The organism is Actinoplanes sp. NPDC051411 (genome assembly GCF_040682075.1).
In the GTDB taxonomy this organism is placed as follows: Bacteria; Actinomycetota; Actinomycetes; order Mycobacteriales; family Micromonosporaceae; genus Actinoplanes.
In genome coordinates this window covers 13,643-37,106 of the sequence record NZ_JBFBAD010000098.1, presented here as the reverse complement: position 1 = coordinate 37,106, position 23,464 = coordinate 13,643, and the positions used below count along the sequence as shown (strand labels likewise).

Annotated in this window: 19 protein-coding genes and 2 pseudogenes; 9 read left to right on the top strand and 12 right to left on the bottom strand. The window is 69.5% G+C overall.

All coding sequences use genetic code 11. The annotated features are described in order from the left end of the window. Positions 1-143: 143 nt before the first annotated feature. The 3 genes from AB0M88_RS38420 to AB0M88_RS38410 form a co-directional block, all read right to left on the bottom strand. The gene (locus AB0M88_RS38420; RefSeq protein WP_364110763.1) at positions 144-1,019 is read right to left on the bottom strand and encodes a carbohydrate ABC transporter permease; all 876 of its coding nucleotides are present in this window, start codon (positions 1,017-1,019) and stop codon (positions 144-146) included. Positions 1,020-1,022: 3 nt separating this feature from the next. Then, entirely contained in the window at positions 1,023-1,871 is an 849-nt protein-coding gene (locus AB0M88_RS38415) for a sugar ABC transporter permease (protein WP_364110762.1), read from the bottom strand. 71 nt (positions 1,872-1,942) lie between these two features. Next, positions 1,943-3,280 carry an extracellular solute-binding protein gene (locus AB0M88_RS38410; protein ID WP_364110761.1) on the bottom strand — a complete coding sequence of 446 codons (1,338 nt, stop codon included), beginning with the start codon at positions 3,278-3,280 and terminating at the stop codon, positions 1,943-1,945. A 324-nt stretch (positions 3,281-3,604) separates the two neighbouring features. On the opposite strand from AB0M88_RS38410, the gene AB0M88_RS38405 reads away from it, so the two are divergent. Beyond that, positions 3,605-5,962 (top strand): glycoside hydrolase family 3 N-terminal domain-containing protein, encoded by a 2,358-nt coding sequence (locus AB0M88_RS38405; protein WP_364110760.1) that lies wholly within the window; start codon positions 3,605-3,607, stop codon positions 5,960-5,962. A 106-nt stretch (positions 5,963-6,068) separates the two neighbouring features. Here the strand turns inward: AB0M88_RS38405 and AB0M88_RS38400 are convergent, their stop codons facing one another. Next, the gene (locus AB0M88_RS38400) at positions 6,069-7,457 is read right to left on the bottom strand and encodes an MFS transporter (protein WP_364110759.1); all 1,389 of its coding nucleotides are present in this window, start codon (positions 7,455-7,457) and stop codon (positions 6,069-6,071) included. Between the two features lie 136 nt (positions 7,458-7,593). Here AB0M88_RS38400 and AB0M88_RS38395 point away from each other — a divergent pair, with 136 nt between their 5' ends. Beyond that, positions 7,594-8,385: an IclR family transcriptional regulator gene (locus AB0M88_RS38395; protein ID WP_364110758.1), complete on the top strand. Its 792-nt coding sequence runs from the start codon at positions 7,594-7,596 to the stop codon at positions 8,383-8,385. Between the two features lie 704 nt (positions 8,386-9,089). Here the strand turns inward: AB0M88_RS38395 and AB0M88_RS38390 are convergent. Then, a pseudogene (locus AB0M88_RS38390) lies at positions 9,090-9,164 on the bottom strand (ATP-binding protein); the annotation flags it as partial. A 269-nt stretch (positions 9,165-9,433) separates the two neighbouring features. Between AB0M88_RS38390 and AB0M88_RS38385 the strand changes: the two are divergent. Beyond that, positions 9,434-9,775 (top strand): nitrilase-related carbon-nitrogen hydrolase, encoded by a 342-nt coding sequence (locus AB0M88_RS38385; protein WP_364110757.1) that lies wholly within the window; start codon positions 9,434-9,436, stop codon positions 9,773-9,775. Beyond that, entirely contained in the window at positions 9,772-10,218 is a 447-nt protein-coding gene (locus AB0M88_RS38380) for a nitrilase-related carbon-nitrogen hydrolase (protein WP_364110756.1), read from the top strand. The genes AB0M88_RS38385 and AB0M88_RS38380 overlap by 4 nt, the downstream gene beginning before the upstream one ends. Positions 10,219-10,305: 87 nt before the next feature. On the opposite strand, the gene AB0M88_RS38375 is transcribed toward AB0M88_RS38380, so the two are convergent. Beyond that, entirely contained in the window at positions 10,306-11,025 is a 720-nt protein-coding gene (locus AB0M88_RS38375) for a DinB family protein (protein WP_364110755.1), read from the bottom strand. After that, positions 11,010-11,912, bottom strand: a complete 903-nt coding sequence (locus AB0M88_RS38370) for an RNA polymerase subunit sigma-70 (protein WP_364110754.1) — start codon at positions 11,910-11,912, stop codon at positions 11,010-11,012. Before AB0M88_RS38370 ends, AB0M88_RS38375 begins: the two co-directional genes overlap by 16 nt. 108 nt (positions 11,913-12,020) lie before the next feature. Between AB0M88_RS38370 and AB0M88_RS38365 the strand changes: the two genes are divergently transcribed. The 3 genes from AB0M88_RS38365 to AB0M88_RS38355 all read left to right on the top strand — a co-directional run bounded on the left by AB0M88_RS38365 (position 12,021) and on the right by AB0M88_RS38355 (position 14,499). Then, complete coding sequence (locus tag AB0M88_RS38365; protein ID WP_364110753.1) at positions 12,021-12,569, top strand: dihydrofolate reductase family protein; 549 nt, start codon at positions 12,021-12,023, stop codon at positions 12,567-12,569. A 74-nt stretch (positions 12,570-12,643) separates the two neighbouring features. Then, entirely contained in the window at positions 12,644-13,645 is a 1,002-nt protein-coding gene (locus tag AB0M88_RS38360) for a nitronate monooxygenase (protein ID WP_364110752.1), read from the top strand. A gap of 89 nt (positions 13,646-13,734) precedes the next feature. Further along, positions 13,735-14,499 (top strand): maleylpyruvate isomerase N-terminal domain-containing protein, encoded by a 765-nt coding sequence (locus AB0M88_RS38355; RefSeq protein ID WP_364110751.1) that lies wholly within the window; start codon positions 13,735-13,737, stop codon positions 14,497-14,499. A gap of 85 nt (positions 14,500-14,584) precedes the next feature. Here AB0M88_RS38355 and AB0M88_RS38350 read toward each other — a convergent pair whose 3' ends face one another. From AB0M88_RS38350 to AB0M88_RS38335, 4 genes are all read right to left on the bottom strand, one after another. Continuing rightward, the gene (locus AB0M88_RS38350) at positions 14,585-15,292 is read right to left on the bottom strand and encodes a hypothetical protein (RefSeq protein ID WP_364110750.1); all 708 of its coding nucleotides are present in this window, start codon (positions 15,290-15,292) and stop codon (positions 14,585-14,587) included. A gap of 317 nt (positions 15,293-15,609) precedes the next feature. Beyond that, a complete protein-coding gene (locus AB0M88_RS38345; protein ID WP_364110749.1) occupies positions 15,610-16,188 on the bottom strand; it encodes a histidine phosphatase family protein in 579 nt (192 codons plus the stop codon). A 52-nt stretch (positions 16,189-16,240) separates the two neighbouring features. Beyond that, positions 16,241-17,158 (bottom strand): hydroxymethylglutaryl-CoA lyase, encoded by a 918-nt coding sequence (locus tag AB0M88_RS38340; RefSeq protein WP_364110748.1) that lies wholly within the window; start codon positions 17,156-17,158, stop codon positions 16,241-16,243. Next, positions 17,155-18,339 carry a CaiB/BaiF CoA-transferase family protein gene (locus AB0M88_RS38335; protein ID WP_364110747.1) on the bottom strand — a complete coding sequence of 395 codons (1,185 nt, stop codon included), beginning with the start codon at positions 18,337-18,339 and terminating at the stop codon, positions 17,155-17,157. The genes AB0M88_RS38340 and AB0M88_RS38335 overlap by 4 nt, the downstream gene beginning before the upstream one ends. Positions 18,340-18,479: 140 nt before the next feature. On the opposite strand from AB0M88_RS38335, the gene AB0M88_RS38330 reads away from it, so the two are divergent. Then, a complete protein-coding gene (locus AB0M88_RS38330; RefSeq protein WP_364110746.1) occupies positions 18,480-19,148 on the top strand; it encodes a DUF6348 family protein in 669 nt (222 codons plus the stop codon). A gap of 268 nt (positions 19,149-19,416) precedes the next feature. Here AB0M88_RS38330 and AB0M88_RS38325 read toward each other — a convergent pair. After that, positions 19,417-19,563 (bottom strand): annotated as a pseudogene (locus AB0M88_RS38325) (ClpX C4-type zinc finger protein); the annotation flags it as partial. Between the two features lie 2,730 nt (positions 19,564-22,293). Here AB0M88_RS38325 and AB0M88_RS38320 point away from each other — a divergent pair. After that, complete coding sequence (locus AB0M88_RS38320) at positions 22,294-23,463, top strand: substrate-binding domain-containing protein (RefSeq protein WP_364110745.1); 1,170 nt, start codon at positions 22,294-22,296, stop codon at positions 23,461-23,463. Position 23,464 lies beyond the last annotated feature (1 nt).

Genomic DNA, 23,464 nt, shown 5'->3' with positions numbered 1-23,464 from the left:
CCCAGCCCCAGACCAGCGGCACGGCGGCCAGCAGGGCGAGGAACGGCACGATGACGAACACGTAGACGGTGACGTGGGCGGGCAGGGGGCGGAAAAGCCCGGCCGATCCCCCAAAGGACCGACCGGGCAAAGAAGCAAACAGCCTATTTACTGAAACCGGCCGTCAGACCACTGAGCAGCTGACGACGCCCGATCGCGTACAGGATGATGATCGGCAGTGTGGTCAGCGTGACCGCGGCGGCGATGGCCGGCACGTTGACGCCGAACTGGCCCTGGAAGCTGACCAGTGCCAGGGGGATGGTGCGCTCGTTTTCGCTCTGGGTCAGGACCAGCGGGAGCAGGAACCCGTTCCAGATGCCCAGGCCGTTGTAGATCGTCACGGTGACCAGGGCCGGGCGGGTCAGCGGCAGCGCCAGCCGCAGCATGGTGCCCAGTTCCGAAGCGCCGTCCATGCGCATCGACTCGAAGAGTTCCTTCGGTACGTCCCGGATGAAGTTCGACAAGACCAGGACGGACAGGGGAATCGCGAAGGCGATCGACGGCAGGGCGATCGCGGCCAGGCTGTCGTACAGGTGCAGGCGGATGATCATCAGGTAGACCGGGATGATCACTGCCTGCAGCGGAATGGCCAGGCCCATCAGGAACAGCGAGTTCATGAAGCGGAGCCAGCGGTTGCCTACGCCGCGGACGATCGCGTACGCCGCCATGAACGAGATCGCGACGGCCGGGATGATGGCGCCCGCGGTGACGAGCACGCTGTTGAAGAAGTAGTGGATGACGTGGTTCTGCAAGACCAGCTTGTAGTTGTCCCAGGTCACCGAGCTTGGGGGGACGAGCGTGTTGGTGACGAAGTAGTTGGACTGGGTCTTGAAGCTCGTGATGATGATCCAGTAGACCGGCAGCATCCCGATGATCAGCCAGATCCAGCTCAGCGAGCCGCCGAGCCAGTTGTACTTGGCGACCTTGCCGCCCGGCGGTGCGCTGCGCTTCGCCCGAGCGTGCGCTTCGATCGTGGCCAAAACTCAGACCCCTTCCAGCTGGCTCTCGTCACCGCGGCCGCCGAGGCGCCGCAGCAACTGGGCCAGGATCAAACCGACCACCACCAGGATCACGGCGATCGCGCTCGCCGGACCCATCTCGTTCGCCATGAAGCCCTTGCGGTACATCTCGACCGCCAGCGCCCGGGTCGCGTCGCCCGGCCCACCCGCGGTGAGCACCCAGATCAGGTCGAAGAAGGTCAGCGACCCGACGACCATCAGCGTCGAGGACGTGATGATCGTGTACCTGATCTGCGGCAGCGTGATCGAGAAGAACTGCCGCACCCGGCCGGCCCCGTCGATCATCGCCGCCTCGTACATCGAGGTGGGGATCTGCCGGACCGCGCCTTGGTAGATCAGCGAGTGGAACGGGATGTACTGCCACGAGACGACGAAGACCAGCGTGCCGATGGCCAGGCCGGGCCTCCCGAGCCAGTCCTGGTTGAGCCAGCTGACCTTCAGCGCCGTGCCGAGCCCGAAGTTGGGGTCGAGCAGCGACTTGTACGTGATCGAGATGGCGACCGACGACAGCAGCAGCGGGATGAAGTAGAGCACCGCCAGGAACCCGCGGTACTTCTTGAACGCCGCCAGGAACACGCCGATCAGGATGGACAGCGGTGTCTGCACCACCCACGAGAGCGCCATGATCTCGAACGTGACCCAGAGCGCGTGCGGCAGCTCGGGATCCTTGAGCTCCGCCTTCCAGCTGCTGAGGCCGGTGACGTGGATCGCGCCGATGCCGTTCCAACTCGTGAAACTGAGGCCCAGAACGCCGAGCAGAGGGATGACCCCGAACGCGACGAACATCAGAAGCGCCGGAATCGCCAACCACACGACCGAGCCGCTCCGCCCGCGTTGCGTGGATGTTGGCTCCTTCACGCGTGCCGCGGGCGGAGCGAGCGTCGTCATTTGCCGATGACCCCGTTCATGTTGTCGACCCACTGCTGGGGGGTGACCTGCAGCTGGAACAGTTTAGCGATGTTGTCCAGCAGCGTGTCGGCGGCGGTCGGGCTCAGGGCCTGGTCCCAGGACTGGGCGAAGACCTTGGCGCCGGACGCGATCGCCGACATGTCCTTGAGGAACTGCGCGTCGTCGCCGGTGTAGAGGCTGTCGGCGCCGGTGAGGACCGGGACGCCGCCCGACTTGACCCAGCCGGCCTTCTCGTCGTCGTCGACCAGGGTGGTGGAGAAGAACTTCTTCGCGATGTCCTGCTGGGCCGCGGTGGCCTTGGAGGAGATCGAGAGGTACTGGCCGGGGTTGCCGACGGTGTTGGTCGGGTCGCCCTTGCCGCCGTCGATCGGCGGGAAGTTCATCCAGCCGAGGCCGCCGGACTTGACGAAGTCGCCGCCGTTGGCCTTCTGGATGCCGTACGACCAGGAGCCGTGCACCATCATCGCGGCCTTGCCGGTGTAGAGCAGGGCCTGGTCGGCGTTGGAGTCGGCGGTGATCGACGAGAAGCCGTGGATGAAGGCGTTGCTCTTCACCAGGTCCTGGACCTTGGTGAGCATGTCGAGAACGGCCGGGTCGGACCAGGAGCCCGCCTTGCCCGCGAAGACGTTGTTGAAGACGTCGGAGCCGGCGTTGCGGTCGAGCATGAACTCGAGCCACATCATGTTGGTCCAGCGCGACTGGCCGGCCAGCGAGAACGGCGCGATCTTCTTGGCGTTGAACTTGGGGATCAGGTCCAGGATGTCGCCGTACGACTGCGGCGGCTGCACGCCGACCTTGTCGAAGACCTTCTTGTTGTAGAACAGGACGATCGGCTGCACGGTCTCGACCGGCATCGCGTAGATCTTGCCGTTGACCGTGGCGGCGCCGAACGACGACGGCAGGATCTTGCTCTTGACGGCCGCGTTCGAGGTGAACCAGTCGGTCAGGTCCACGACCTGGTTGGCGTCGACGTAGCTCTTGAGGCCACCGCCGCCCCAGCCCCAGATCATCGTCGGGGCCTGGCCGGCACCGATCGCGGTCTTGATCTTCTGCTTGTAGTCGTCGTTCGCGAAGAAGTTCGGAGCGATCTTGGTGCTGGGGTTGGCCTTGTTGAACCGGTCGATCGACGCCTGGCGGATCGGCTGGCCGGGCTCACCGCTGAGCGACCAGTAGGAGGCGCTGCCGCCGCCACCGCTGCTGCTGCCGGTCTTGTCACTGGGGCCAGAGCTGCCACACGCCGCAAGGCCGGCGGCGGCTGCGGCGCCGGCAGTGAGACCGAGGAAATTCCGTCGCGAAATTGGACTATTGGACACGCTGATCTCCGTACTCGACGGCCGCGTCCGGACGCGGCGCGTGGATCGTCGTGGCTGGATGGATCTCGCCTGGGTTGCCCTGGTTTGTTGCGGCCGGGGCGTCACAATTACTGCAAGTTTCGCGCTGTGACCGCAAGTTAACGTGAGGTTTCGTTAACGTAGGGTTTCGCCCTGACCATGTCAAGAGTCTTGCTATGGTCGCGCTCCCAGCGCAAGAGTAGACGCTGTTGACGTGACCAGTTCGAGATCATCTTGAAACACCTCCGGGCGAAAGCTCGGCCTGTAAAAATACTGAAAGTTTCGGAAAACATGAGGAGTTGCACCGTGATCGACGAACATGGGGCCGAGCCCTGGCGAGACCCGGCCCGCCCGGTCGCCGAACGCGTCGATCTGTTGCTGGGTGCGATGACCCTTGAAGAAAAGGTCGCACAACTCGGCAGTCGGTGGGTCGGAAACGACATGTCGGACGAACAGCCCGCACCCACCGAGGAGGGCGAATCCCTCAACGTCGCCCCGATGGCCGACGTTTTCGCGGCCTCCGGCACGGTCCCGCTGGAGGAGGCGAGCCGTAACGGCCTCGGCCACCTCACCCGGGTTTACGGCAGCGTGCCGCTCACGCCGGCCCAGGGCGCGGCCGAGCTGATCCGCCAGCAGCGCATCGTCATCGGCAACTCGCGGCTGGGCATCCCGGCGCTGGTGCACGAGGAATGCCTCACCGGCTTCACCACCTTCGGCGCCACCGTCTATCCGGCCGCCATCGCCTGGGGCGCCACCTTCGACCCCGACCTGATCGAGCGGATGGCCGCCGCGATCGGCCGCGACATGGCGGCGCTCGGCGTGCACCAGGGCCTCTCCCCCGTGCTCGACGTGGCCCGCGACTACCGCTGGGGCCGGGTCGAGGAGACGATCGGCGAGGACCCCTATCTGGTGGCCATGGTCGGCTCGGCGTACGTGCGGGGGCTGCAGAGCGCGGGCGTGCTGGCCTGCCTCAAGCACTTCGCCGGCTATTCCGCCTCGCGTGGCGCCCGCAACCACGGGCCGGTGTCGATGGGGCGCCGCGAGCTGCTCGACATCATCTTCCCGACCTTCGAGACCGCGCTCCGGGAGGCCGGCGCCGCCTCGGTGATGAACTCGTATTCCGACGTCGACGGGGTGCCGGCCGGCTCCGACCACTGGCTGCTCACCGAGGTGCTGCGCGAGCAGTGGGGCTTCACCGGCACGGTGGTCAGTGACTATTGGGCCGTGCCGTTCCTGGCCACCATGCACCAGACCGCGGCCGACATGGAGGACGCGGGGGCCCAGGCGCTGACGGCCGGCATCGATGTGGAGTTGCCCGACACGGTCGGCTTCGGGGCGGGACTGCTCACCCGCGTACCGGAAGAAGCGGTGGAAACCGCGGCCCGGCGCCTGCTCACCCAGAAGGTGGCCCTCGGCCTGCTCGATGAGGGTTGGACGCCGGAGGCGTCGGTGGCCGGCGCCGGGAGTGTCGACCTCGACTCGGCCGGCAACCGGGCCCTCGCCCGCGAGATGGCCGAGCGCTCGATCGTGCTGCTCGAGCCCGGTGACGTGCTGCCGATCGCCCCGGGGACCCGCCGGATCGCCGTCGTCGGGCCGTGCGCCGGTGACCCGCAGACCTTCATGGGCTGTTACGCCTTCCCCAACCACGTGCTGCCCCGCTATCCGGAGGCCGGCCTCGGGATCGAGGTGCCCAACGCGGTCGACGCCCTGAAGAAGGAGTTCGAGAACGCCGAGATCATCTACGAAAAGGGCTGCGAGGTCCTCGGGGCCGACAAAACGGGCATCAGACAAGCAGCAGCCGCCGCCCGCGACGCCGACCTCTGCATCGCCATGGTCGGCGACCTGGCCGGCCTCTTCGGCCGCGGTAGTTCCGGGGAAGGCTGCGACGCCGAGGACCTGCGACTGCCCGGCGTGCAGGGCGACCTGCTCGACGAACTCCTGGCGACCGGCACCCCGGTCGTCATCGTCGTCGTCTCGGGCCGCCCCTATGCTCTGGGAGGTGTGCACGAACGGGCAGCCGCCCTGGTGCAGGCGTTCATGCCCGGGGAGGAGGGAGGCGCGGCGATCGCCGGCATCCTCTCCGGCCGGGTGCAGCCCAGCGGGAGACTGCCCGTGCAGATCCCCCGGCACACCGGCGGGCAGCCGGGCACCTATCTCCAGCCGCGCCTGGGTGCGGAGAAGTCCGAGATCAGCAATCTCGACCCGACGCCGCTGTTCCCCTTCGGCCACGGTCGCTCCTACACCAGCTTCGAGGTCGGCGAACTGCGGATCAGCGCAGCCGAGGTGCCGACCGACGGCGAGTTCACCGTGAGCGTGCGGGTGCGCAACACGGGTGAGCGGGCCGGAGACGAGGTCGTGCAGCTGTACCTGCGCGACGTTGTGGCTCAGGTTACCCGCCCGGTGCGCCAGCTGGTGGGGTTCGCCCGGGTGCCGCTGGAGCCCGGCGAGGCGAAGGACGTCACCTTCCACGTGCACACCGACCGCACCTCTTTCACCGGGCGTGACCTGGTGCGGATCGTCGAGCCGGGATCGATGGATGTGCAGGTGGGAAGGTCCGCGGGCGACCTGCCGTTGCAGGGTTCGGTGACGCTCACCGGGCCCCTGCGGGTGGTCGGCCCGGCACGCCGCCTGACCACGCCGGTGTCGGTTAAGCCGGTGGAGTGACTGTTATAGAAATGCGCCCTTCTTAACGACGGGCGCGCGAGGCATTACCGGGTGAGAGGGGCCCGGCAGGGAGCGGGGGTGCGTTTCCTGCCGGGCCCGAGCCGTTTCAGACGGCTACGGCAGGTTTGCTGCCGACGCCCGGCGCCTCGGCGCCGGCCACGTCTTCCAACGGCCTTCCGGTCGTACGCGGCCCGAGCAGCGCGACGTCGATCGAGAGCAGCACCATCGCCGCCCCGATGCAGACGAACACGGCCCCCGAGCCGTGGCTGTCGAGCAGCGGCAGCAGCACGAACGGCATCGCCGCGGTGGCCAGGCGGCTCAGCGAGTACGCACTGCCGGCCCCGGTCGCCCGCAGCCGGGTCGGGTACAGCTCGCCCTGATACACGTGGTAGGCGTTCGAGAACACATTGCTGGCCGCGGTGTAGAGGAAGCCCGCGATCAGGATGGCCGCGGTGCCGCTCGAGAAGCCGAAGACGAGGCCGAGCACGGTCATCGCCAGCGCCGACGCGATGATCAGGGTGCGCCGCTCGATCCGCTCGATGATCGGCAGGGAGAGCAGCGACCCGAGCGGGTAGCCGAGGAACGTCACCGCGCTGAAGCCGAGGCTGGTGACGACGTCGAAGCCCTTCTGGTTCAGGATCAGCGGCACCAGCGTGCCGAAGCCGTAGTAGCCGAGCGTCTGCAGGCACTGGAAGATCCAGAGCATCGTCGTGCGGCGGCGCCAGCGCGCCTGGAACAAACTGCTCAGCGGCTCCCGGGGCTGCAGCCCGCCGCCGGCGGTCGCGACCGGTTCCGGCAGCACCGCACCGGCGCGCCGGGCGCTCTCCTCGAACTCCCGGGTGACCGCGTCGGCCTCCTCGGCCCGGCCCACCGCCTCCAGCCAGCGCGGCGACTCGGGCAGCATCTGCCGCAGCACCCAGCAGATCGCGGCCCCGAGGCCGCCGAGCACGAACATCCACCGCCAGCCGTCGATCCCGGCGACCTCCCGGGGCGCCAGGCCGCGGGCCAGGAAGCCGGCCGCCGGCACGGCGCAGAACCCGACCGTGTACGCCCAGCCGATGAGCCGGCCGCGCACCCGGGCCGGGAGGACGTCGGAGAGGTAGGCGTCGCAGAGTGGCAGTTCGCCGCCGATGCCGATGCCGGCGATGAACCGGCAGACGATCAGCCACCAGACGTTGGGGCTGAACGCGGCCAGCACCGAGAAGACCGAGTAGACGCCGAGCGTCAGGTAGAAGGCGTTGCGCCGGCCGAGCCGGTCGGCGAGCCGGGACAGCAGCACGGCGCCGACGAACGCGCCGACGAAGGCCGAGGCCAGCACCAGCTTGAGCTCATCCGGTCCGACGTGGAACTTGGTCTTGAAGACCGTGCTCAGGGTGCCGGCCAGGAACACCTCGTAGAGGTCGAAGAACATGCCGATCCCGACGATGACCACGAGCATGACGTGGCGCCGGGTGATGGGCAGTCGATCCAGTCTGGCTGCAACGGTTGCGGTCATGGGGATGTCTCCACTCGCATTGTGGTTTCCTCGCCCATCATGCGAGTGATGGTCATCACGGGTCAATAGATCCGTAACAATTAATCGACCCACGTCGCGATTTCCCCGCTTGTATCGTGGGCGATAGGATCCGCTCGTGGCCGACGAGACCGGCGCCCGCTCGGGCGTGCCCCCGATCCTGGTCCTGCAAAAGATCAAGCAGGTCCTGGAGTGCTTCACGATCGAAAACCCCGAGCTGTCGCTGCAGCAGATCACCAAGGCCACCGGCCTGCCGCCGAGCACCTGCCAGCGGCTGGTGCACAACCTGGTGCGGGAGGGCTTCCTCGACCGTGACGACGACCGGTTCCGCATCGGGCTCGGCCTGGTGCGCTGGGCCGCCCCCGGCAGCTTCGGCCTCGACCTGGTGCAGCTGACCCGGCCGATCCTGCGCGACCTGCGCGACGAGACCGGCGAGACGGCGTGTCTCTACGTGCGCGACGGCGGCTTCCGCACGGTCGTGGCGCTCGCCGAGACCCGCCACGTGGTGATGCGGCTGTTCATGGTCGGCATGGTGATGGTGCTGCACGCCGGCTCGGCCGGAAAGGTGTTCATGGCCTACGACCCGGCCGCCCGGCGGGCCGCGGTCAGCCAGGGCCTGACCCGGCTCACCCCGCGCACGACCGTCGACATCGACCTGCTCGACAAACAGCTCGAAGAGGTGCGCGAGCTGGGCTACGCGGCCAGTTTCGAGGAGCGCGACTCCGGCGCGGCCTCGATCAGCGCCCCGGTCTTCGGCATGTCCGGGGAGCTGATCGCGGTGCTCGGCATCGGCGCGCCGACCCAGCGCCTCGGACCGACCGACGTCGGCCGCCTGGTGCCGGCCGTCGAGGCCGCCGCCGAACGGGCATCACGCCAGCTCGGCTTCCGGCCGCCGACCGCGGCGAAATAGAGCCGGCGGACGCCGCGGCCCGGCCCGGCTTATCGGCCCGGCGCTGCCGCGGACCCGCCTCTGCGTGGCGGGTCACGGCCCTCAGACATGATCGACTGATCATGCCGTCGGGCTGGAGGGAACCTTCGCCGACCTGCGGCTCTGCGCCGCGAACGTGGCCGGCTCACCTTCGGCACCGCCACCGACTCCTACCGCTTCCTCCTACCGCTTTGCCCAAGCCACGCCCGGACCGCCAGCGCGGACGCCGCGGAGAACCGGACGACGATCTGGTACCGCTGCTGCCCGAAATCGGCGAGGACCACCTCGCCGGCACCAGCCCTGCCGACCACCGCGAGCGCGCACAACATCACCGGCGGGCCGCGTCGGCCACGAGCGGGTGGAAGGGCTGATGGCCGGCCGGGCCCGGCAGGGCGCGTTCCTGCGCCGCGGCGGAGCGGCCGGCCCAACGAGGCAGGATCCGCGGCACACGCCGGCGCCGCGCGGCGAGCCCAGACCGAGACGGATAACCACGCGCCCTTACCACCTGGCTTCGGTCGTGGGAACGGGATCCAGATGGGCGCCTCTCGTGGACCCAGGGCTGAGCCTTTTCTCTGATCAATGTGCGTGAGTTTGGGTCCCACTTTTGAAGACGTCGGCGGGTTCTTCAGGCTGCATCTTGTCCCCGATCACTCAGCGCGGACGATGGGTTCAGGCCTGTTGCCGCCGAAGCTGAGCTGATCAACGATCGCGGCGCAGAGCCGAGGGTCGGTGAAGGTCTTGGTCCAGCCCGAGAAGGCTTCGTAGCGGACACGGAAGCCGGCCATGGCGGCTTCCGTGCCAGCGGTTGCGGCCAAGCCGACGCCGGCGCCGAGCGAACCGTGCGGCGGCTCACCTGATACTTGCCGGCCATCGCCCGCACCGACATCCCCGCGCGGGAGTCGCGGCGGATCGCCGCGAACACCCCAACCCGAACGCGGGAGGCATCCTTCATCGCGGTAGAAGCGGATGCTCGAACGTGGCCTCTGACCCCACGTCGGCGTGCTGAACACCGGCCCCCGAAGATCGTCTGGTGCAGATTTCCATCCTGATCGGGCAAGTTCCTGTCACCTGGGACGTAGACGCCAACCTCGAAACCTTGCGGGACGTCGTCGATCAGGCGCAGTCCGGCGACGTGATCGTCCTTCCCGAAGGCATGCTGTCCGGTTATGGCGAGGATCTGACACCTCTCGAAGCTGTCGACCGCGCCCTGATCGATAACGCCGTCGCACAGGTAGCCGCGCTCGCCGTCCAGAGACAGGTGCACATCTTCTGCGGATCGCTCCTGCCGTGGCAGGGCGGATGGTGCAATGCCGGACTGATTTTCACCGCGCCGGCGACCACCACGTATACCGGAAGATCAATCTCGCCATGAACGAACGCGAGCGGCTACAGCCTGGCGCCGATCTGCCAACCGTGAACATTTTGCAACCCCAAGGGAAGCTCACCGTAGGTGTGCAGTTGTGCCGGGAGATTCGCTTCCCGGAGCAGTGGCAGCACTTGGCCGGCGCGGGGGCGGAGCTGTTGGTCTACATGACCAACGCCGCCAACACACGCGAGACTGACGGCGTATGGCGCAGCCACCTGATCAGCCGTGCCGCTGAGAACCAACGCTTCGTCGTGTCCGCCAACATCGCTCATCCCGACCAACATTGTCCGAGCATGGTGGTATCTCCGCGGGGCGAAGTCCTGGGTGAACTTCCCGACGGAGCTCCGGGCCTACTCAGGCAAGCTCTCGATCTGACCCAGGTGGGAGACTGGTATCTCGGACAGCGGCGGCAAGACGTGCTGTCCGTTTTTTATCACCGGCCGGAGTGATTTACCGCCGGCCACGAATCGTCGACCACGGGAGGCGCGACGTTTACCGCGGGTCGGGCGCCGCTGTCGAGCGGTTCTCGAGGACGGTCAGGTCCCGCTCGGCGTAGAGGCGATGCTCCACTCCTCGTTGAGGACCACGCGGAGGCACTCGGCGATCGGGAAGGCCCGCGCCGGCGGCCAGCCCGGGCCGTCGACGGGCTGGGTCTCACCTTGCAGGGTGTCGTCGGTGAGCGCGTCGACGTACGACCGGACGGTCGCCATCCGGGAGTGGCGCACGGCCAGCGCCTCGTCCAGCGTCGGCCGGGCATCGCGATCGCGCGGTACGCCCGGGGTGTCGGCCATGCCGTCCCAGGGCAGGTCGAGCGGATCCCACGGTGACGGATCGCCGAGGACGGCCCGTCGCACCCAGCAGTCGGTGGCGAAACTCAGGTGACGCAGCGTCTCGATGAACGACCACTCGCCGTCCACCGACTCGTGCAGCAGGGCTGGGTCGAGCTGCCGGGCCCTCGACACCGTGCCCGCCCACAGCCGTTCGACGGTGTCCCACCCCGCGCGGAAGCCGTCCGCGGTGGTCGGCCGCATCTTGGGCCGGTCCGGGTAGCGCCGGTCGAGCTCGGCCTCGACCAGCGGGCCCACGTCCACGCCGTTGACGACCAGGCGGCCGATCGCGGCGTGGATGTCGAGGTCGACCACCTCGGAGTCGCGGATCGTGACGCGGTTGAGCTCGACGCCACGCATCGTCACGTCGATGAGATCGCACGAGCGGAACGTGGAGCCGGTCAGGTCCTGGTTCACGAACTCAGGCATGCGGGCAGGTTAAACCACGGAAGCACGGTCGGCTCGAACCTCGTCATCGCGCTGATCCGGCCCCCGGTCACGGTCAGCACGATCAGGCCGCTGCCCCGCTCCCCCGAGTAGACGCCGAACGCGGGCTGTCCCCCGTTGGCCGAGGTCACGACCAGCTTCCGGCGGCCCGAGGCGAAGACGCGGGCGAAGAACTCGGCGACCGCCTCCCGGCCCCGATATTCCAGCGGCAGCGGCGGCATCGTCATGAAGACGTCGTCGGTCAGCAAGGCGACCAGGCCGTCGATGTCCGACTCCTGATAGGCCCGGACGAACTTCGCCACCAGGGCATCACCGGACGGTTCCGCTTGCGGGCGTACGCCGTGCAGCCGCGCCCGGGCCCGCTTGAGCGCACTGGTCACCGACTCGACGGTCGCGCCGAGCATCGTCGCCACCTCGGCGGCCGGGAAGCCGAGCACGTCCCGCAACACCAGAACGGCGACCTGGCGGGGCGGCAGCGTCTGCAGCGCGGTCACGAACGCGAGCGAGACCGACTCGGTGCGCTCGTACGCGTCGGCGACGTCCGGGAACGGCTCCAGCCACGTCACCTCGTTGCCGGCGGTCGCACCCTCGGGCAGGACGACGCCGGCGCCGTCCCACGCGCGTACGGGATGGCGCGCGGCGGACCGCCGCGCGTTCAGGCACCGGTTCGTCGCAATGCGATAAAGCCAGGTGCGCAGCGACGACCGCTCCTCGAACGCCGCGAACCCGCTCCAGGCCGCGAGCAACGTCTCCTGAAGCGCGTCCTCGGCGTCGTGCAGCGAGCCCAGCATCCGGTAACAGTGGACGTGCAGCTCGCGCCGATAGGGCTCGATCAGTTCCCGGAACGCCTCGGCGTCCATGTCTCTCATCCGCTGCCTTCCCCTTTTTCAGATTAAGACACCGGACAGCGCCCAGTCCGGGCGGTCCGCGGAGTCCATATCTGCGCCGGTGACCGCCACCGGCGAAGGGAGCCCGTCATGGGAAAGCTCGTCATCAGCGAAAACGTCACCCTCGACCTGGTCGTCCAGGATCCGACCGGCGAGGAGGGATTCGCCGCCGGGGGCTGGGGCACCCGCCTGTCGGCGGCCGACCAGTCGGCGTTCGCCGCCTTCTACGCCGCCGAGGCCGCCTCCGCGTCGGCGCTGCTGCTGGGCCGCCGCACCTACGAATGGTTCGCCTCCCGCTGGGTCCCCCGCACCGGCGAATGGGCCGAACGCCTGGCCACCATGCCGAAATTCGTCGTCTCGTCCAAGCTCACCGACCTGCCGTGGCCCAACACGACGGTCATCGGGCTCGACGAGGTGCCGTCGCTGAAGGACCGTGTCGACGGCGACATCGTGGTCAACGCCAGCGGCCGGCTCGTTTCCACCCTGTTCGGGTCGGGCTGGGCGGACACGCTGCGGCTTCTCGTCTTTCCGTACGTGCTGGGCACCGGTGACCGGCTCCCGGCGCCGGACGCGCTGCGGCTGGTCGAGAACCGCACCGTGGGCGAGGCCCTCGTCGCGCTGACCTACGCGATGCGGTAGGCCGGACCCGTCGCGGGTGGCATCATCTTCCCGGCCTGTACCGACGCCCGCCACCCCGCCGACATAATCGGGCGATGACTGCGCTCAGGACACGGTTCACCGAGATGTTCGGCCTGCGGCACCCGATCGCGCTGGCCCCGATGGGCGGCTCGGCCGGGGGTGCGCTGGCGGCGGCGGTGTCCCGGGGCGGCGGGCTCGGGCTGCTCGGCGCCGCGGACGGAGACCCCGCCTGGCTGGCCCGCGAGGTGCCCCTCCTGACCTCCGAGATCGGCGACCGGCCCTGGGGCGTCGGCCTGCTCACCTGGGCGGTCGACGCCCCGGCCGTGTCGCGCGCGCTCGCGTACGGTCCGCACGCGGTGATGCTGTCCTTCGGCGACCCGACGCCGTTCGTGCCTTTGGTGCGCGCCGCCGGAGCCGCCCTGATCCTCCAGGTCACCGACGTCGGGGAAGCCCGGCGCGCCGCCTCTCTCGGCGCCGATCTCATCGTCGCGCAGGGCACCGAGGCCGGCGGCCACGGCGCCGCCCACGGCCGCTCGACGCTGCCGTTCGTGCCGCTGGTGGTCGATCTGGTGGCGCCGGTCCCGGTGCTCGCCGCGGGCGGCATCGCCGACGGGCGCGGGCTGGCCGCCTCGCTCGCGCTGGGCGCGGCCGGCGCTTTGATCGGTACGCGATTTCAGGCCACCACCGAGTCCCTGATCGACCCGGCCCTGGCCCAGGCCCTGATCGCGGGCCGCGGCGAGGAAACGGAGCGCAACCGCATCCTCGACATCGCGCGCGGCTCGGCCTGGCCGGCCCGCTACACCGCCCGCACCCTCGCCCACCCCTACCTGGAACGCTGGCGAGACCACGAGGACGCCCTGGCCGCCGACCGGTCGGTGCTCGCGGCCTACCAGGAAGACGTGCGGCGCGGCGCGATCCCGCCGTTGCCGCCGTGGGCCGGCGAGGCGGTCGACCTGATCACCGACCTGCCCTCGGCCGCCGACCTGGTCCCGGCCCTGGCCGCGCAGGCCGAGGAGGCACTGGCTCGCATCAGCACCCCGGCCCATCCGGCCGGCCGCACTCGGGCAGTGGGGTGAGGGCGTCGCCCCCTCGACCGGGAAGGCCCGACCGTGCCGGTTGCGAAAAATCGCTGACGGTTGTCAATGTGTGGTGGTACAAAGCCGCAGTGGAGGAGAATCTTGCGTTCGCTGACCTGTTGCGGCTGATGGACGAGCGATCGACCGCTTTCCAGGCGGCGGTCGCCGCGGCACCCAGCCTCGACATGCAAGTGCCGAGCTGCCCCGAGTGGACATTGCTCGACTTGGTGCAGCACCTGGTGGAGGGGCGCCACAAGTGGGCCGCCATCGTCGCCGCGGGGGCCGCCGACGCTCCTGCGGAATTCTCCGCCCCGGCGGCGCCCCGGGAGCGCGAAGCCGTGCCGGCTTGGTTCGCCGCCTCGGTACGGGAGCTGCTGGACGCGCTGCGGGAGGCCGGACCGGAACGTGGTTGCTGGACGTGGTGGGGCGATTCGCAGTCGCCGCAGACCAGTGGTGCCGTCGCCCGGCACCAGCTCCAGCAGCTCGCCGTGCACACCTACGACGCCCAGGCCACGGTGGGCACCCCGCAGCCGCTGTCCAGCGAGGTGGCGCTCGACGGGGTCGACGAGTTCCTGACCACCTGCTGCGCGGGGACGGAGCCGTGGCCGCACAAGCCGGCGGTCGTTGACTACCACGCCACCGAGGGCCGCTCCTGGCGCCTCTGGGTCTCCGCCGACCGCACGCGCACCGCCCAGCTACCGCACGGCACCACCGCCGATGAGGCCCTTGAGCCGGCCGACGTAACCGCCTGGGGCACCGCCCACGAGCTGGTCATGTTCTTCTACGGCCGGATTCCCACGCAGTCACTGCGCACCGAGGGCGACCAGGGCATCCTCGACCAGCTCCACGCATAGCAGCCGGGGGGATGGAACGCGACGGCGGATCCACCGCCCTGCGCCGACTGAGATCAGTTGGACGTCCGCTGACCGCCGCTACCTCTCAGCCCACGCCGAGCAGCCCGTGCAGGGCGTCGGCGGGCTCGAGCGCCGAGTACACGCTGAATGCCACCACGAGAAGCAGCAAGCTCGCCGTAAGCCCCGCGACGACGCTGGTCGCCCGTCGCGCTACGAAGACCCGCGTGTCGTCGGTGACCCGTCGCGTCCACAACAATGCGCTGATCAGGACGGCGACGGCCAATGCCGTCCCTGCCACCGCAACCATGACCCAGTAGTAACGCCCCACCTCGCCCACCAACACCGTCACCGCGGGAGAGCCGGCCGGACCCAGTAGCTCCTCCGACGCGTCGCCGGACGCGAGCGGCAGCAACGCGACCAGCGGTACGACGGCCGCCTGGATGTTGAGGATCAGCAGGGCCGACGCGAGACCCGTGAGGACGCTCGCGCCGACAGCGGCCACCGCGTAACCGGCCGCGCCGCGGCGATATCTTCGCCACAGCGCGGCGGCGAGAAGGCCGAAGGTTGTCAGCATGAACAAGGTGATCACCACCTTGATCGCATGCCACTGGAACCAGTAGTCGACCAGGTTCTTCAGCTGGGTGGGAAGCTGCGGTCCGCCGCTCTGCCGGAATTCCACCAGGGCGCGCCTGACGGCACCAGAGAGATCGGCCTTCCTCCCCAGCAGCGCGGCCGGGGCGAGCACGAACGCCGCCACCAGCGCCGCGCCGGTGGCCGACAGTAGGCCGATCAAGAACCTTGAACTCAGATGACTTTTGTACACGGCGACGAAGTTAGGGATCGGCGCGCGAGCCACGCATCGGTCCGCGGATACACCGGAGCAAGCCGGCACTCGACCGAAAGTCAGACCTCCGACGGCGGCTTGCAGGGTCCGACCGCTGCCGCCGGCGCCATGTATCGCGGCTCGTTCGCATCACCGCCGTGGTCGGCGGAAAGCCGGCCGGGTCGAGCTCGAGACCGTGCCGCCGCTCCCACCGCGACCAGTATCCCGGCGGGACAGGCGTGGGGAAGTCGACCAGCGGCGGCGCCCGGACTCGCGAACACAACCACCTATTCGACCGCGCGGCAGGTCTTCGCGCTGGGGTCGATCTGGAAGACCACGTCGTGCGGGTGAGCGCGGGCCAGGGCGGCCGCCGGGTCGAGGCCGAGCAGGTGGCGCAGCAGCAGGCGGCCGACCATCTCGTGGGCGACCAGGAGCGGGCGGCGGCCGGTGACGGCGCCGAGTGCGCGGGCGGCGCGGACGTCGGCGTCGGCGTAGCTCTCGCCGCCCGGGAAACGGTAGTCGTATTTGCCGGCCGCCCGCCGCTCGCGCTCGCCCGGGAAGCGGGCGTCGACCTCGTCGTTGGTCAGGCCACTGAAGGCGCCGTGGTCGAGCTCGATCAGGTCGTCGACGATCACGGGTGCCAGGTCGAGGGCGTCGCCGATGATGCGGGCGGTCTCGCGCGTACGGCCGAGCGGGCCGGCGAAAATCGCATCGATGGCCATCAGTTTCAATGCCGCCGCATGGCGGCGGGTCTGTGCCACGCCGGCCGCCGTCAGGGGCGAATCGAGGCGTCCCTGACGGCGCCGGCGCACGTTCCACTCGGTTTGCGCGTGCCGGGCGAGGAAAACCGTCTCCCAGGAAGCCATCGGACCAGTCTGGTCGCCGGCCGGCGCGCCGCGCGATCCTATTTCGACCGGGTCACAGCGCTCTCAGCCGGGCCGGAGTGGCCTTCGCCCCGGCGAGGGCCGAGTCGAGGCGGCGGCCGAGGAGGGTGTGCAGCTGGTCGCGGACGCCGACCAGGCGGTCGACGTCCACGCCGGTGGCGATGCCGGCGTGGTGGAGCAGGTTGACCAGGTCGTCGGTGGCGATGTTGCCGGCCGCGCCCGGCGCGAACGGGCAGCCGCCGATGCCGCCGAGCGACGCGTCGAAGTGGCGGATGCCGAGCTGGATGCCGGTCCAGGCGTTGGCCGAGGCCATGCCGTAGGTGTCGTGCAGGTGCAGGCCGAGCGCGACACCCGGCAGCTCGCGGCGCACCGCGGCCACGGTGCGCTCGATGTGCCACGGGCTGGCCGCGCCGATCGTGTCGGCCAGATGCAGCGGGCCGGCACCGAGCGCGGCCAGCGCCGCGGCGACCCGGGCGGTGCGGTCCGGGTCGGTCTCCCCGTCGTACGGGCAGACGAAGGCGGTCGCGATGGACGCCTCCACGGTGACGCCGGCCGCCTTCAGGATCGCGGCCGTCGGCTCCAGCCGGCGGAGCGCCCCGGCCGTATCCGCGCCCGCGTTGGCCCGGCTGTGCCCGTCACTGGCCGAGACGACGAGTCGGACGTGGCGTACGCCCGCAGAAAGCGCCCTCCGGGCGCCGCGTTCGTTGAAGACCAGCGTGTAGAGACGGCTGGCCGGAGCCAGCGCACCCAGCGTGCCCACCACCTCGGCCGTGTCGGCCATCTGCGGGACCTTCTCCGGATGGACGAAGGCGCCCGCCTCCAAGGCCGTGAGGCCGGCGTCGAGCAGACCGCGGCCGAGCTGGATCTTGTCGGCGGTCGGGATGATCGTGGGTTCGATCTGGAAGCCGTCGCGGAGGAGCACGTCGGTGATGGCGACCTGGCGGACCGTCATCCGATCACCCCCTGTTGCCGGAGCGCGTCCTTCCGGCTCGCCTCGATGCCGAGATCGTCGAGGATGTGGTCGGTGTCGGCGCCCAGATCGGGGCCGAGCCAGCGGGTGCCGCCGGGGTTGTGTTCGAGCCTCGGAACGATGCCGGGGAAACTCGCCGTGCCCGCCCCTACCGGATGGCTTTCGAGCATGCCGCGGGCCGCGTAGTGCGGATCCTTGGCGATGTCGGCCGCCGTGTAGATCGGGCCGGCCGGCACGCCCGCCCGGTCGAGGGCGGTCAGCACCTCGTCGAGCGGGTGCTGCCCGGTCCAGGCCTCGATGGCGGCGTCGATCTCGCCCTGGTGGGCGACCCGGCCCGCGTTGTCGCCCAACTCCGGATGCTGGGCCAGGTCGGCCCGGCCGGCCAGGAGCATCAGGCGCCGGAAGATGGCGTCACCATTGCCGCTGATCACGGCCCAGCCGTCGTCGGCGCAGCGGTACGTGCCGGACGGCGCGACCCCGGGCAGGCCGCTGCCGCTGCGCCGGGGCTGGACGCCGAACACCTCGTAGTCGGGGACGAGCGACTCCATCAGCGAGTAGATGCCCTCGTAGAGAGCCACGTCGACGACCTCCGTGTCGTTGTTGCGCAGTGCCATCAGGGCGCCGATCACCGCATAGAGTGCGGCCACCGAGTCGGCCAGGCTGATGCCGGCCCGGGTCGGCGGACGGTCGGGATAGCCGGTGACCTCGCGCAGGCCACCGATCGCCTCGGCGACGCCGCCGAAGCCGGGGCGGTCGCGGTAGGGGCCGGTCTGGCCGTACCCGGAGATGCGCACCAGGACCGCCCTCGGATTGGCCTTCCGGATCTCGTCGGGGCCGAGGCCCCAGCGCTCGAGCGTGCCCGGCCGGAAGTTCTCCAGGACCACGTCGCTGCGCGCGGCCAGGCCGAGCGCCAGATCCCGGCCGGCCGGCGCGCGCAGATCGATGGCGATCGAGCGCTTGTTGCGGTTGAGCGTGCGGAACAACAGCGAGGTGTCGCCGCCGTGCAGCCGCCACCGGCGTAACTCGTCGCCGGTGCCCGGGCGCTCGACCTTGACCACCTCGGCACCGAAGTCGGCCAGCAGCCGGCCGGCCGTCGGTGCGGCGATGAAGCTGCCGAGCTCAAGGACGCGGAGACCGGTAAGCGGTCCGCTCGCGTTCGTCATCGCACTCTCCATCCGTATCGTGAGTAGCTCACCCAGGATGTGGTTGGTAGATTGGAGACGTCAACCCGGCGTCCACCCAGTGGAACCGTGGATTAGCAACCAGTTGGCCGATTGTCACGAAGATCAGTTACGGTTCTGCGATGTTCTCCAAGCGCCCCCGCCCGTGGGACCCGGCGGCCGGCCGTCCGAGCGACGACCAGCTGATGGAGCTCCTGCGGTCACGGCTGCTGGAGATCGCACCCTCGGTGGCGGCCGGCAGCCGGGTCGATCACGGCGTGTTGGAGGGCCGGGGCTGGTCGTGGCTGGCGCTGCCCAACCACACGGGCCGGCCCAGCCACTTCGACATCGGCTTCACGGTGGGCTCCTCGGACGTGATCGCCGACTGCATCAGTGGGACCGGGCCGTTGAAGGACGCGGTATCGCAGGTGCTCGACGTGTGGGCACAGACGTCGGGGGCCTGCTTCCGGCAGCTGGTGTCGCCCGCCTCGCCGCCGCCGGCCGCCGGGCCGGCCGGGATCCCCGGCTGGGAGTGCGTGGTCTCCGACGTCATCGGGTACGGGTCGGCGGCGCTGCCGGACGCGCTCCGGACGCGGCCGGTGTTGCGGGAACTGTCGTTGACCCTGCCCCGCGAACGCCACAACGGCATCAAGATCTACCTGCACAAGACCTCGGCCGAGACGACCGCGGAGGTACGGGTCAACGGCATCGTCGACGCGACAGCCTCGCAGTCGCTGGCGGCGATGGGATGGCCGGAGGTGGAGGGGCCCACGACGGCCCGGTTCTATGCGGTGGCAGTGCGCCCGGAGTGAGGGCGAGTTCTTCGTTCCCAGCCGGTCACTCCTCGCCGGAGAACCGTTCCCACGCCGACTGGCGGGTGATCCGAAGGGCCGTGCCGATGCGCGCCCAGGTCACTCTCCGTTCCCGCAAGAGGCTGACCAGCCGCTGGAGGCTTTCCTCGGTCTGAGCCCCGGCCGCCGCGACACGGGGAAGCTGATCGAGAATCTGTTCGTCTGTCATCCCGTCCTCCCAGGCCGACAACCGCGCCTCCGAGCCGGAGGAGTCCGGCTGCTCGGACCGGAGGACGTCGTTGCAGAGCTCGACACACTCGTTGCAGATGTAGACGCCGGGGCCGGCGATCACCTTCTCGACGGCCGAGCTCGGCTTGGCGCAAAAGGAGCAGCACAACTGCATCGCCGGCGCGGCGGCGGGTGTTTCGCTGGTCATGGGCTTCTCCGGGTGGTCGCGGTGTGTCAGGCCAACCCTGACGCTGTCAGGCTACACCTGACAGGTCGGTGAGTCCCGCCGAGCTCAAGATCGATCACTCTTCAGGTTCCGGCACCAGCGAGATCCACCACATGTCGGCGAGTTTGGGCGCCGGCCTCGGCCGGAACGGCTACGCCTGTCGTCGGCCAGTGGGCCGCTTCACTCATGCCGACGGGCGTGGGGACGCGCATTGGCTGCGGCAGATGAGGGGAGCTGAAGTCCGGCCGGGTATTCGATGATCCTTTTGCCTATCAATTTGGCATGATCGACACGCCGGTGCGGCTGACATTTCCTCTTCCGGGTGCGGGAAAATAGCTTATGGCGCAGCTCGAGTTCTTTCCCCGATCGCAAGTGGCGTCTTGGCGGGATCGGACTGCGGCGCGCAATTATTCGCCCGCGGCTGAGCAGTTTCGTCGCGAGCATGAGCGGCATCGTGAATGGGGTTTGCGGCAGCGTCATGGCCGGCGGGCGATGAACCTGCGTCTGTACGGTGATGTGGTCGCGCCGGCCGACCGCACCGGCGGCTCCCGGGCATCGGAGCCTGTGGCCCCGCAGCCCGAACCAGCCGACACCGAACGGCTGCCGGTTCACGCTTCGACCGAAACATTTCCGGCGGCCGAGGGTTGGCCTGCGCTCGTGACGGCGAGGTCAACAAAGCCGATCCGGCCGATGACACCGCCCCGGCGGGAACCGCCGCACCCGCTGGTCAGGCCGTGTCCGCTGACCAGGCCTCACCGGCCGACCAGGCCGCTTCCGCGGGTGAGGCCTCACGCGCTGGTCGGGCCGTGCCCGCCGACCAGGACTCACCCGCCGACCAGGCCGCTTCCGTGGGTGAAGCCTCACGCGCTGGTCGGGCGGCATCCGCTGGTCGGGCCGTGTCCGCCGACCAGGCCTCACCCGCCGACCAGGCCACTTCCGCGGGTGAAGCCTCACGCGCAGGCCGGGCCTCACCCGCAGGTCAGGCCAATCCGGCCGATCCGATCGAGCGGAGGGAGCGTGCGGATAGGGCCGTGCGTCGCCAGGTCGGTCAGGCGGGTCAGCCCGGTGCCGTCGGCCGGCGCCGGTGGGTGAGCCGCGAAGCGCCTTGGACGAGGTGGCGTCATCGATCAGGTCGGGCACGTCCTGCAGGTCGGCCATGCCGACCTGGCCGAGCGATCCGGGCGGTGCCGCCCGGCGGCCGAGCGCCACCGCTCGCCCCGGGAGCACCGTCCGCCCCGGAGCACCGCCCGCCCCGGGGCACCGCCGGCTTTAGCAACATTGCCGACTCGAGAAGCACCGGTCGCCTGATTGATCAGGAGCCGAGGCCGTGATGGCAGGGTGGGCCGCGATCTAGACCGCAACGATTGCCGAATGTGCGGCACCGCGCCTTTGGAATCGTCGAGGCAAAGGTTCGCATTCGGTCCTGGGATTACAAATTCATCGTCAAATCCTCAAGGAGGCTCTATCTGCAACCAGACGAGTATCGGCGTTGGCGCGCCCCTCTATTTCGGCGTTGCGCCAGCAATTGCTTTTGGGTGCCGACCGGCCCAGTGTCAGGGGGACCGGCGTCCGCCGATGCCAATGCCGCCGAGCCCGATGCCGCCGAGCCCGAACCGGCCGACTTCAAGCCGACCCGGGCCGCCCTCGCCGAGCGGACAGCGGCCGCACCGTGGCCATCCGGGTCCGTTCCAGTCGCGTCGGAGCTGTCCGCCTTCGGCTTGGCCGAGTCGTCGTCGACCGGCCCTACACAAACCTGCCTCGTATCGACCGGACCAGGGCCAACCGACTCCCTGCCGCCCGGTCCAGCGTCAACCGGCTCGCGCCAACCGGTTCCGCTAAGGCCGCACCGGCGCCGACCCTTTCAACGACAATCCCACCAACGCAGACCAGCTCAACCCGGTCGCGCCGGCCCCGGGTCCCGATTGGCGCGCACGGGCCCGCCGACGGGCGGCCACCAGCCGACGGGCGGCCACCAGCCGGCGGGCGGGCACCAGCCGGCGGGCGGGCACCAGCCGGCGGGCGGGCACCAGCCGGCGGGCGGGCACCAGTCGGCGGGCGGGCCCGGCGCACATACGGGCACCGGCCTGCAGGGGTCGCGTGGCGGCGGTCCGGAATCCACGCGCGGCGGGTTCGTGGATGTGGCGGTATTGGTTGGCTTCGGGAGATGGGTTGCGCGATGCCGTTCGGTGCGCCATCGGGGCGGTTCCGCGCGTTGGGAAAGCTGTCGCTCAGTTGCGGAGTGATCGTCCCGGTTGACCGACGCCGGAGGAAGCATTCCGTCGAGTCTCGGCCGAGCGTCGTGAAACGCTCCGTGACCGAGTTGTGCGTCAGGCGACACGGCTCGGCGATAACAGTGGGAGCGGGGACGGCGAGCGGCGCTGACCGGTTGATCTGCTGAGATCGTTAACAACAACCGCTTGACGACGGCTGGCTTGATCAACTAGCTGGAAACGCAGGCGATACGGCCAGGACACCCTGTGTCACCTCGGCTTACGCCAATGATGTCGGGTTTTTCCACGTCAGCCGTGCGCCGGGGGTTTGTCACGAACGAGTAACGGGGCTGAGCTCAGGGGTTGACACCGCGTTGGACGGCCGCGCATGTTTGCGTTCACAATTTTGACGCGGGCGATCACCCACCATCGATCGGCCGCGTCGCGAGGCTCGCGCTCCCCGCTGATGAGTTTCGAAGACAACTGCAAAGGACCGATCGACATGAAGGCAAGTCGCAGATCCACCGCCGCGGCCGCCGCAATTGCCACGGCTGCTCTCCTGACCGCCTGCAGCACCGGAACCACCACCGGTTCCGGTTCGAACGGTGGTGACAGCTCCGCCGCTCCCGTGTCCACCACGCTCGGTGCCGCCACCAACGGCGTCCCCGCCGCCATCACCGCGGCCGGCGGCACCGAGCTGCTCTCCACGCCCAAGCCGGACGGGGTGGAAGCGCAGTACGGCCCGGTCTGCAAGGGTGCCGACCTGGGCATCGGAAAGATCGACTTCAAGAAGGACACGATCGGCTGGGCGCAGTCGGAGAAGGAGGCCAACCCGTTCCGCATCGCGTCGACCAAGTCTCAGGTCGAGACCGCGAAGTCGAAGGGCTGGAAGCTGCTCACCACGAACGCCCAGTCGAACGTGCAGCAGGAGAACAGCGACATCAAGGGCATGATCGACAAGGGCGCGAAGGCGATCATCTTCTCGCCGATCAACTCGACCGGTCTGGGTGACGCGATCGCGTACGCCAAGTCGAAGCACGTCGCGATGGTTCCGGTCGACCGGAACATCACCGGCGTGCAGGGCTGCAAGGACGTCGGGCCGCAGCTGGGCTCCGACTTCGTCGAGCAGGGCCGCCGCGCCGCCGATGCGATGATCAAGGCGACCGGGGGCACGGCCAACCTGGCGATCCTGCTCGGTGCCCCGGGCGTCAACGTCACCGACGACCGTACGGCGGGCTTCCTCGACGAGCTCAAGCAGAAGAACGCCAGCGGCATCAAGGTGATCTTCCAGCAGACCGGTAACTTCACCCGGGAGGACGGCAAGAGCGTCACCGAGACGCTGCTGCGGGCCCACCCGGACGTCAACGCCATCTACGCCGAGAACGACGAGATGGGCCTGGGCGCGCTGGCCGCGCTCGACGACGCCGGCAAGTCGGGCACGTCCAAGGTGCACATCGTGTCGATCGACGGCACCAAGGGTGCCGTGCAGGCGATCGTGGACGGCAACTTCGACGCCGTGATCGAGTCGAACCCGGCGTTCGGCCCGGCCGCCCAGACCGCCCTCGAGGCGTACGTGAACGGCGACGGCGCCCCGGCCGTCACGATCACGACCGACAACCAGTACGACAAGTCGAACGCCCAGCAGGCGATCTCGTCGGGGACGGCGTACTGAT

Excerpts from the sequence above, each read along its gene's own strand:
- AB0M88_RS38400 (WP_364110759.1), bottom strand. The coding sequence starts at position 7,457 with ATGACCGCAACCGTTGCAGCCAGACTGGATCGACTGCCCATCACCCGG.
- AB0M88_RS38380 (WP_364110756.1), top strand. The coding sequence starts at position 9,772 with ATGAACGAACGCGAGCGGCTACAGCCTGGCGCCGATCTGCCAACCGTG.
- AB0M88_RS38375 (WP_364110755.1), bottom strand. The coding sequence starts at position 11,025 with ATGCCTGAGTTCGTGAACCAGGACCTGACCGGCTCCACGTTCCGCTCG.
- AB0M88_RS38370 (WP_364110754.1), bottom strand. The coding sequence starts at position 11,912 with ATGAGAGACATGGACGCCGAGGCGTTCCGGGAACTGATCGAGCCCTAT.
- AB0M88_RS38365 (WP_364110753.1), top strand. The coding sequence starts at position 12,021 with ATGGGAAAGCTCGTCATCAGCGAAAACGTCACCCTCGACCTGGTCGTC.
- AB0M88_RS38360 (WP_364110752.1), top strand. The coding sequence starts at position 12,644 with ATGACTGCGCTCAGGACACGGTTCACCGAGATGTTCGGCCTGCGGCAC.
- AB0M88_RS38345 (WP_364110749.1), bottom strand. The coding sequence starts at position 16,188 with ATGGCTTCCTGGGAGACGGTTTTCCTCGCCCGGCACGCGCAAACCGAG.
- AB0M88_RS38340 (WP_364110748.1), bottom strand. The coding sequence starts at position 17,158 with ATGACGGTCCGCCAGGTCGCCATCACCGACGTGCTCCTCCGCGACGGC.
- AB0M88_RS38335 (WP_364110747.1), bottom strand. The coding sequence starts at position 18,339 with ATGACGAACGCGAGCGGACCGCTTACCGGTCTCCGCGTCCTTGAGCTC.
- AB0M88_RS38330 (WP_364110746.1), top strand. The coding sequence starts at position 18,480 with ATGTTCTCCAAGCGCCCCCGCCCGTGGGACCCGGCGGCCGGCCGTCCG.
- AB0M88_RS38320 (WP_364110745.1), top strand. The coding sequence starts at position 22,294 with ATGAAGGCAAGTCGCAGATCCACCGCCGCGGCCGCCGCAATTGCCACG.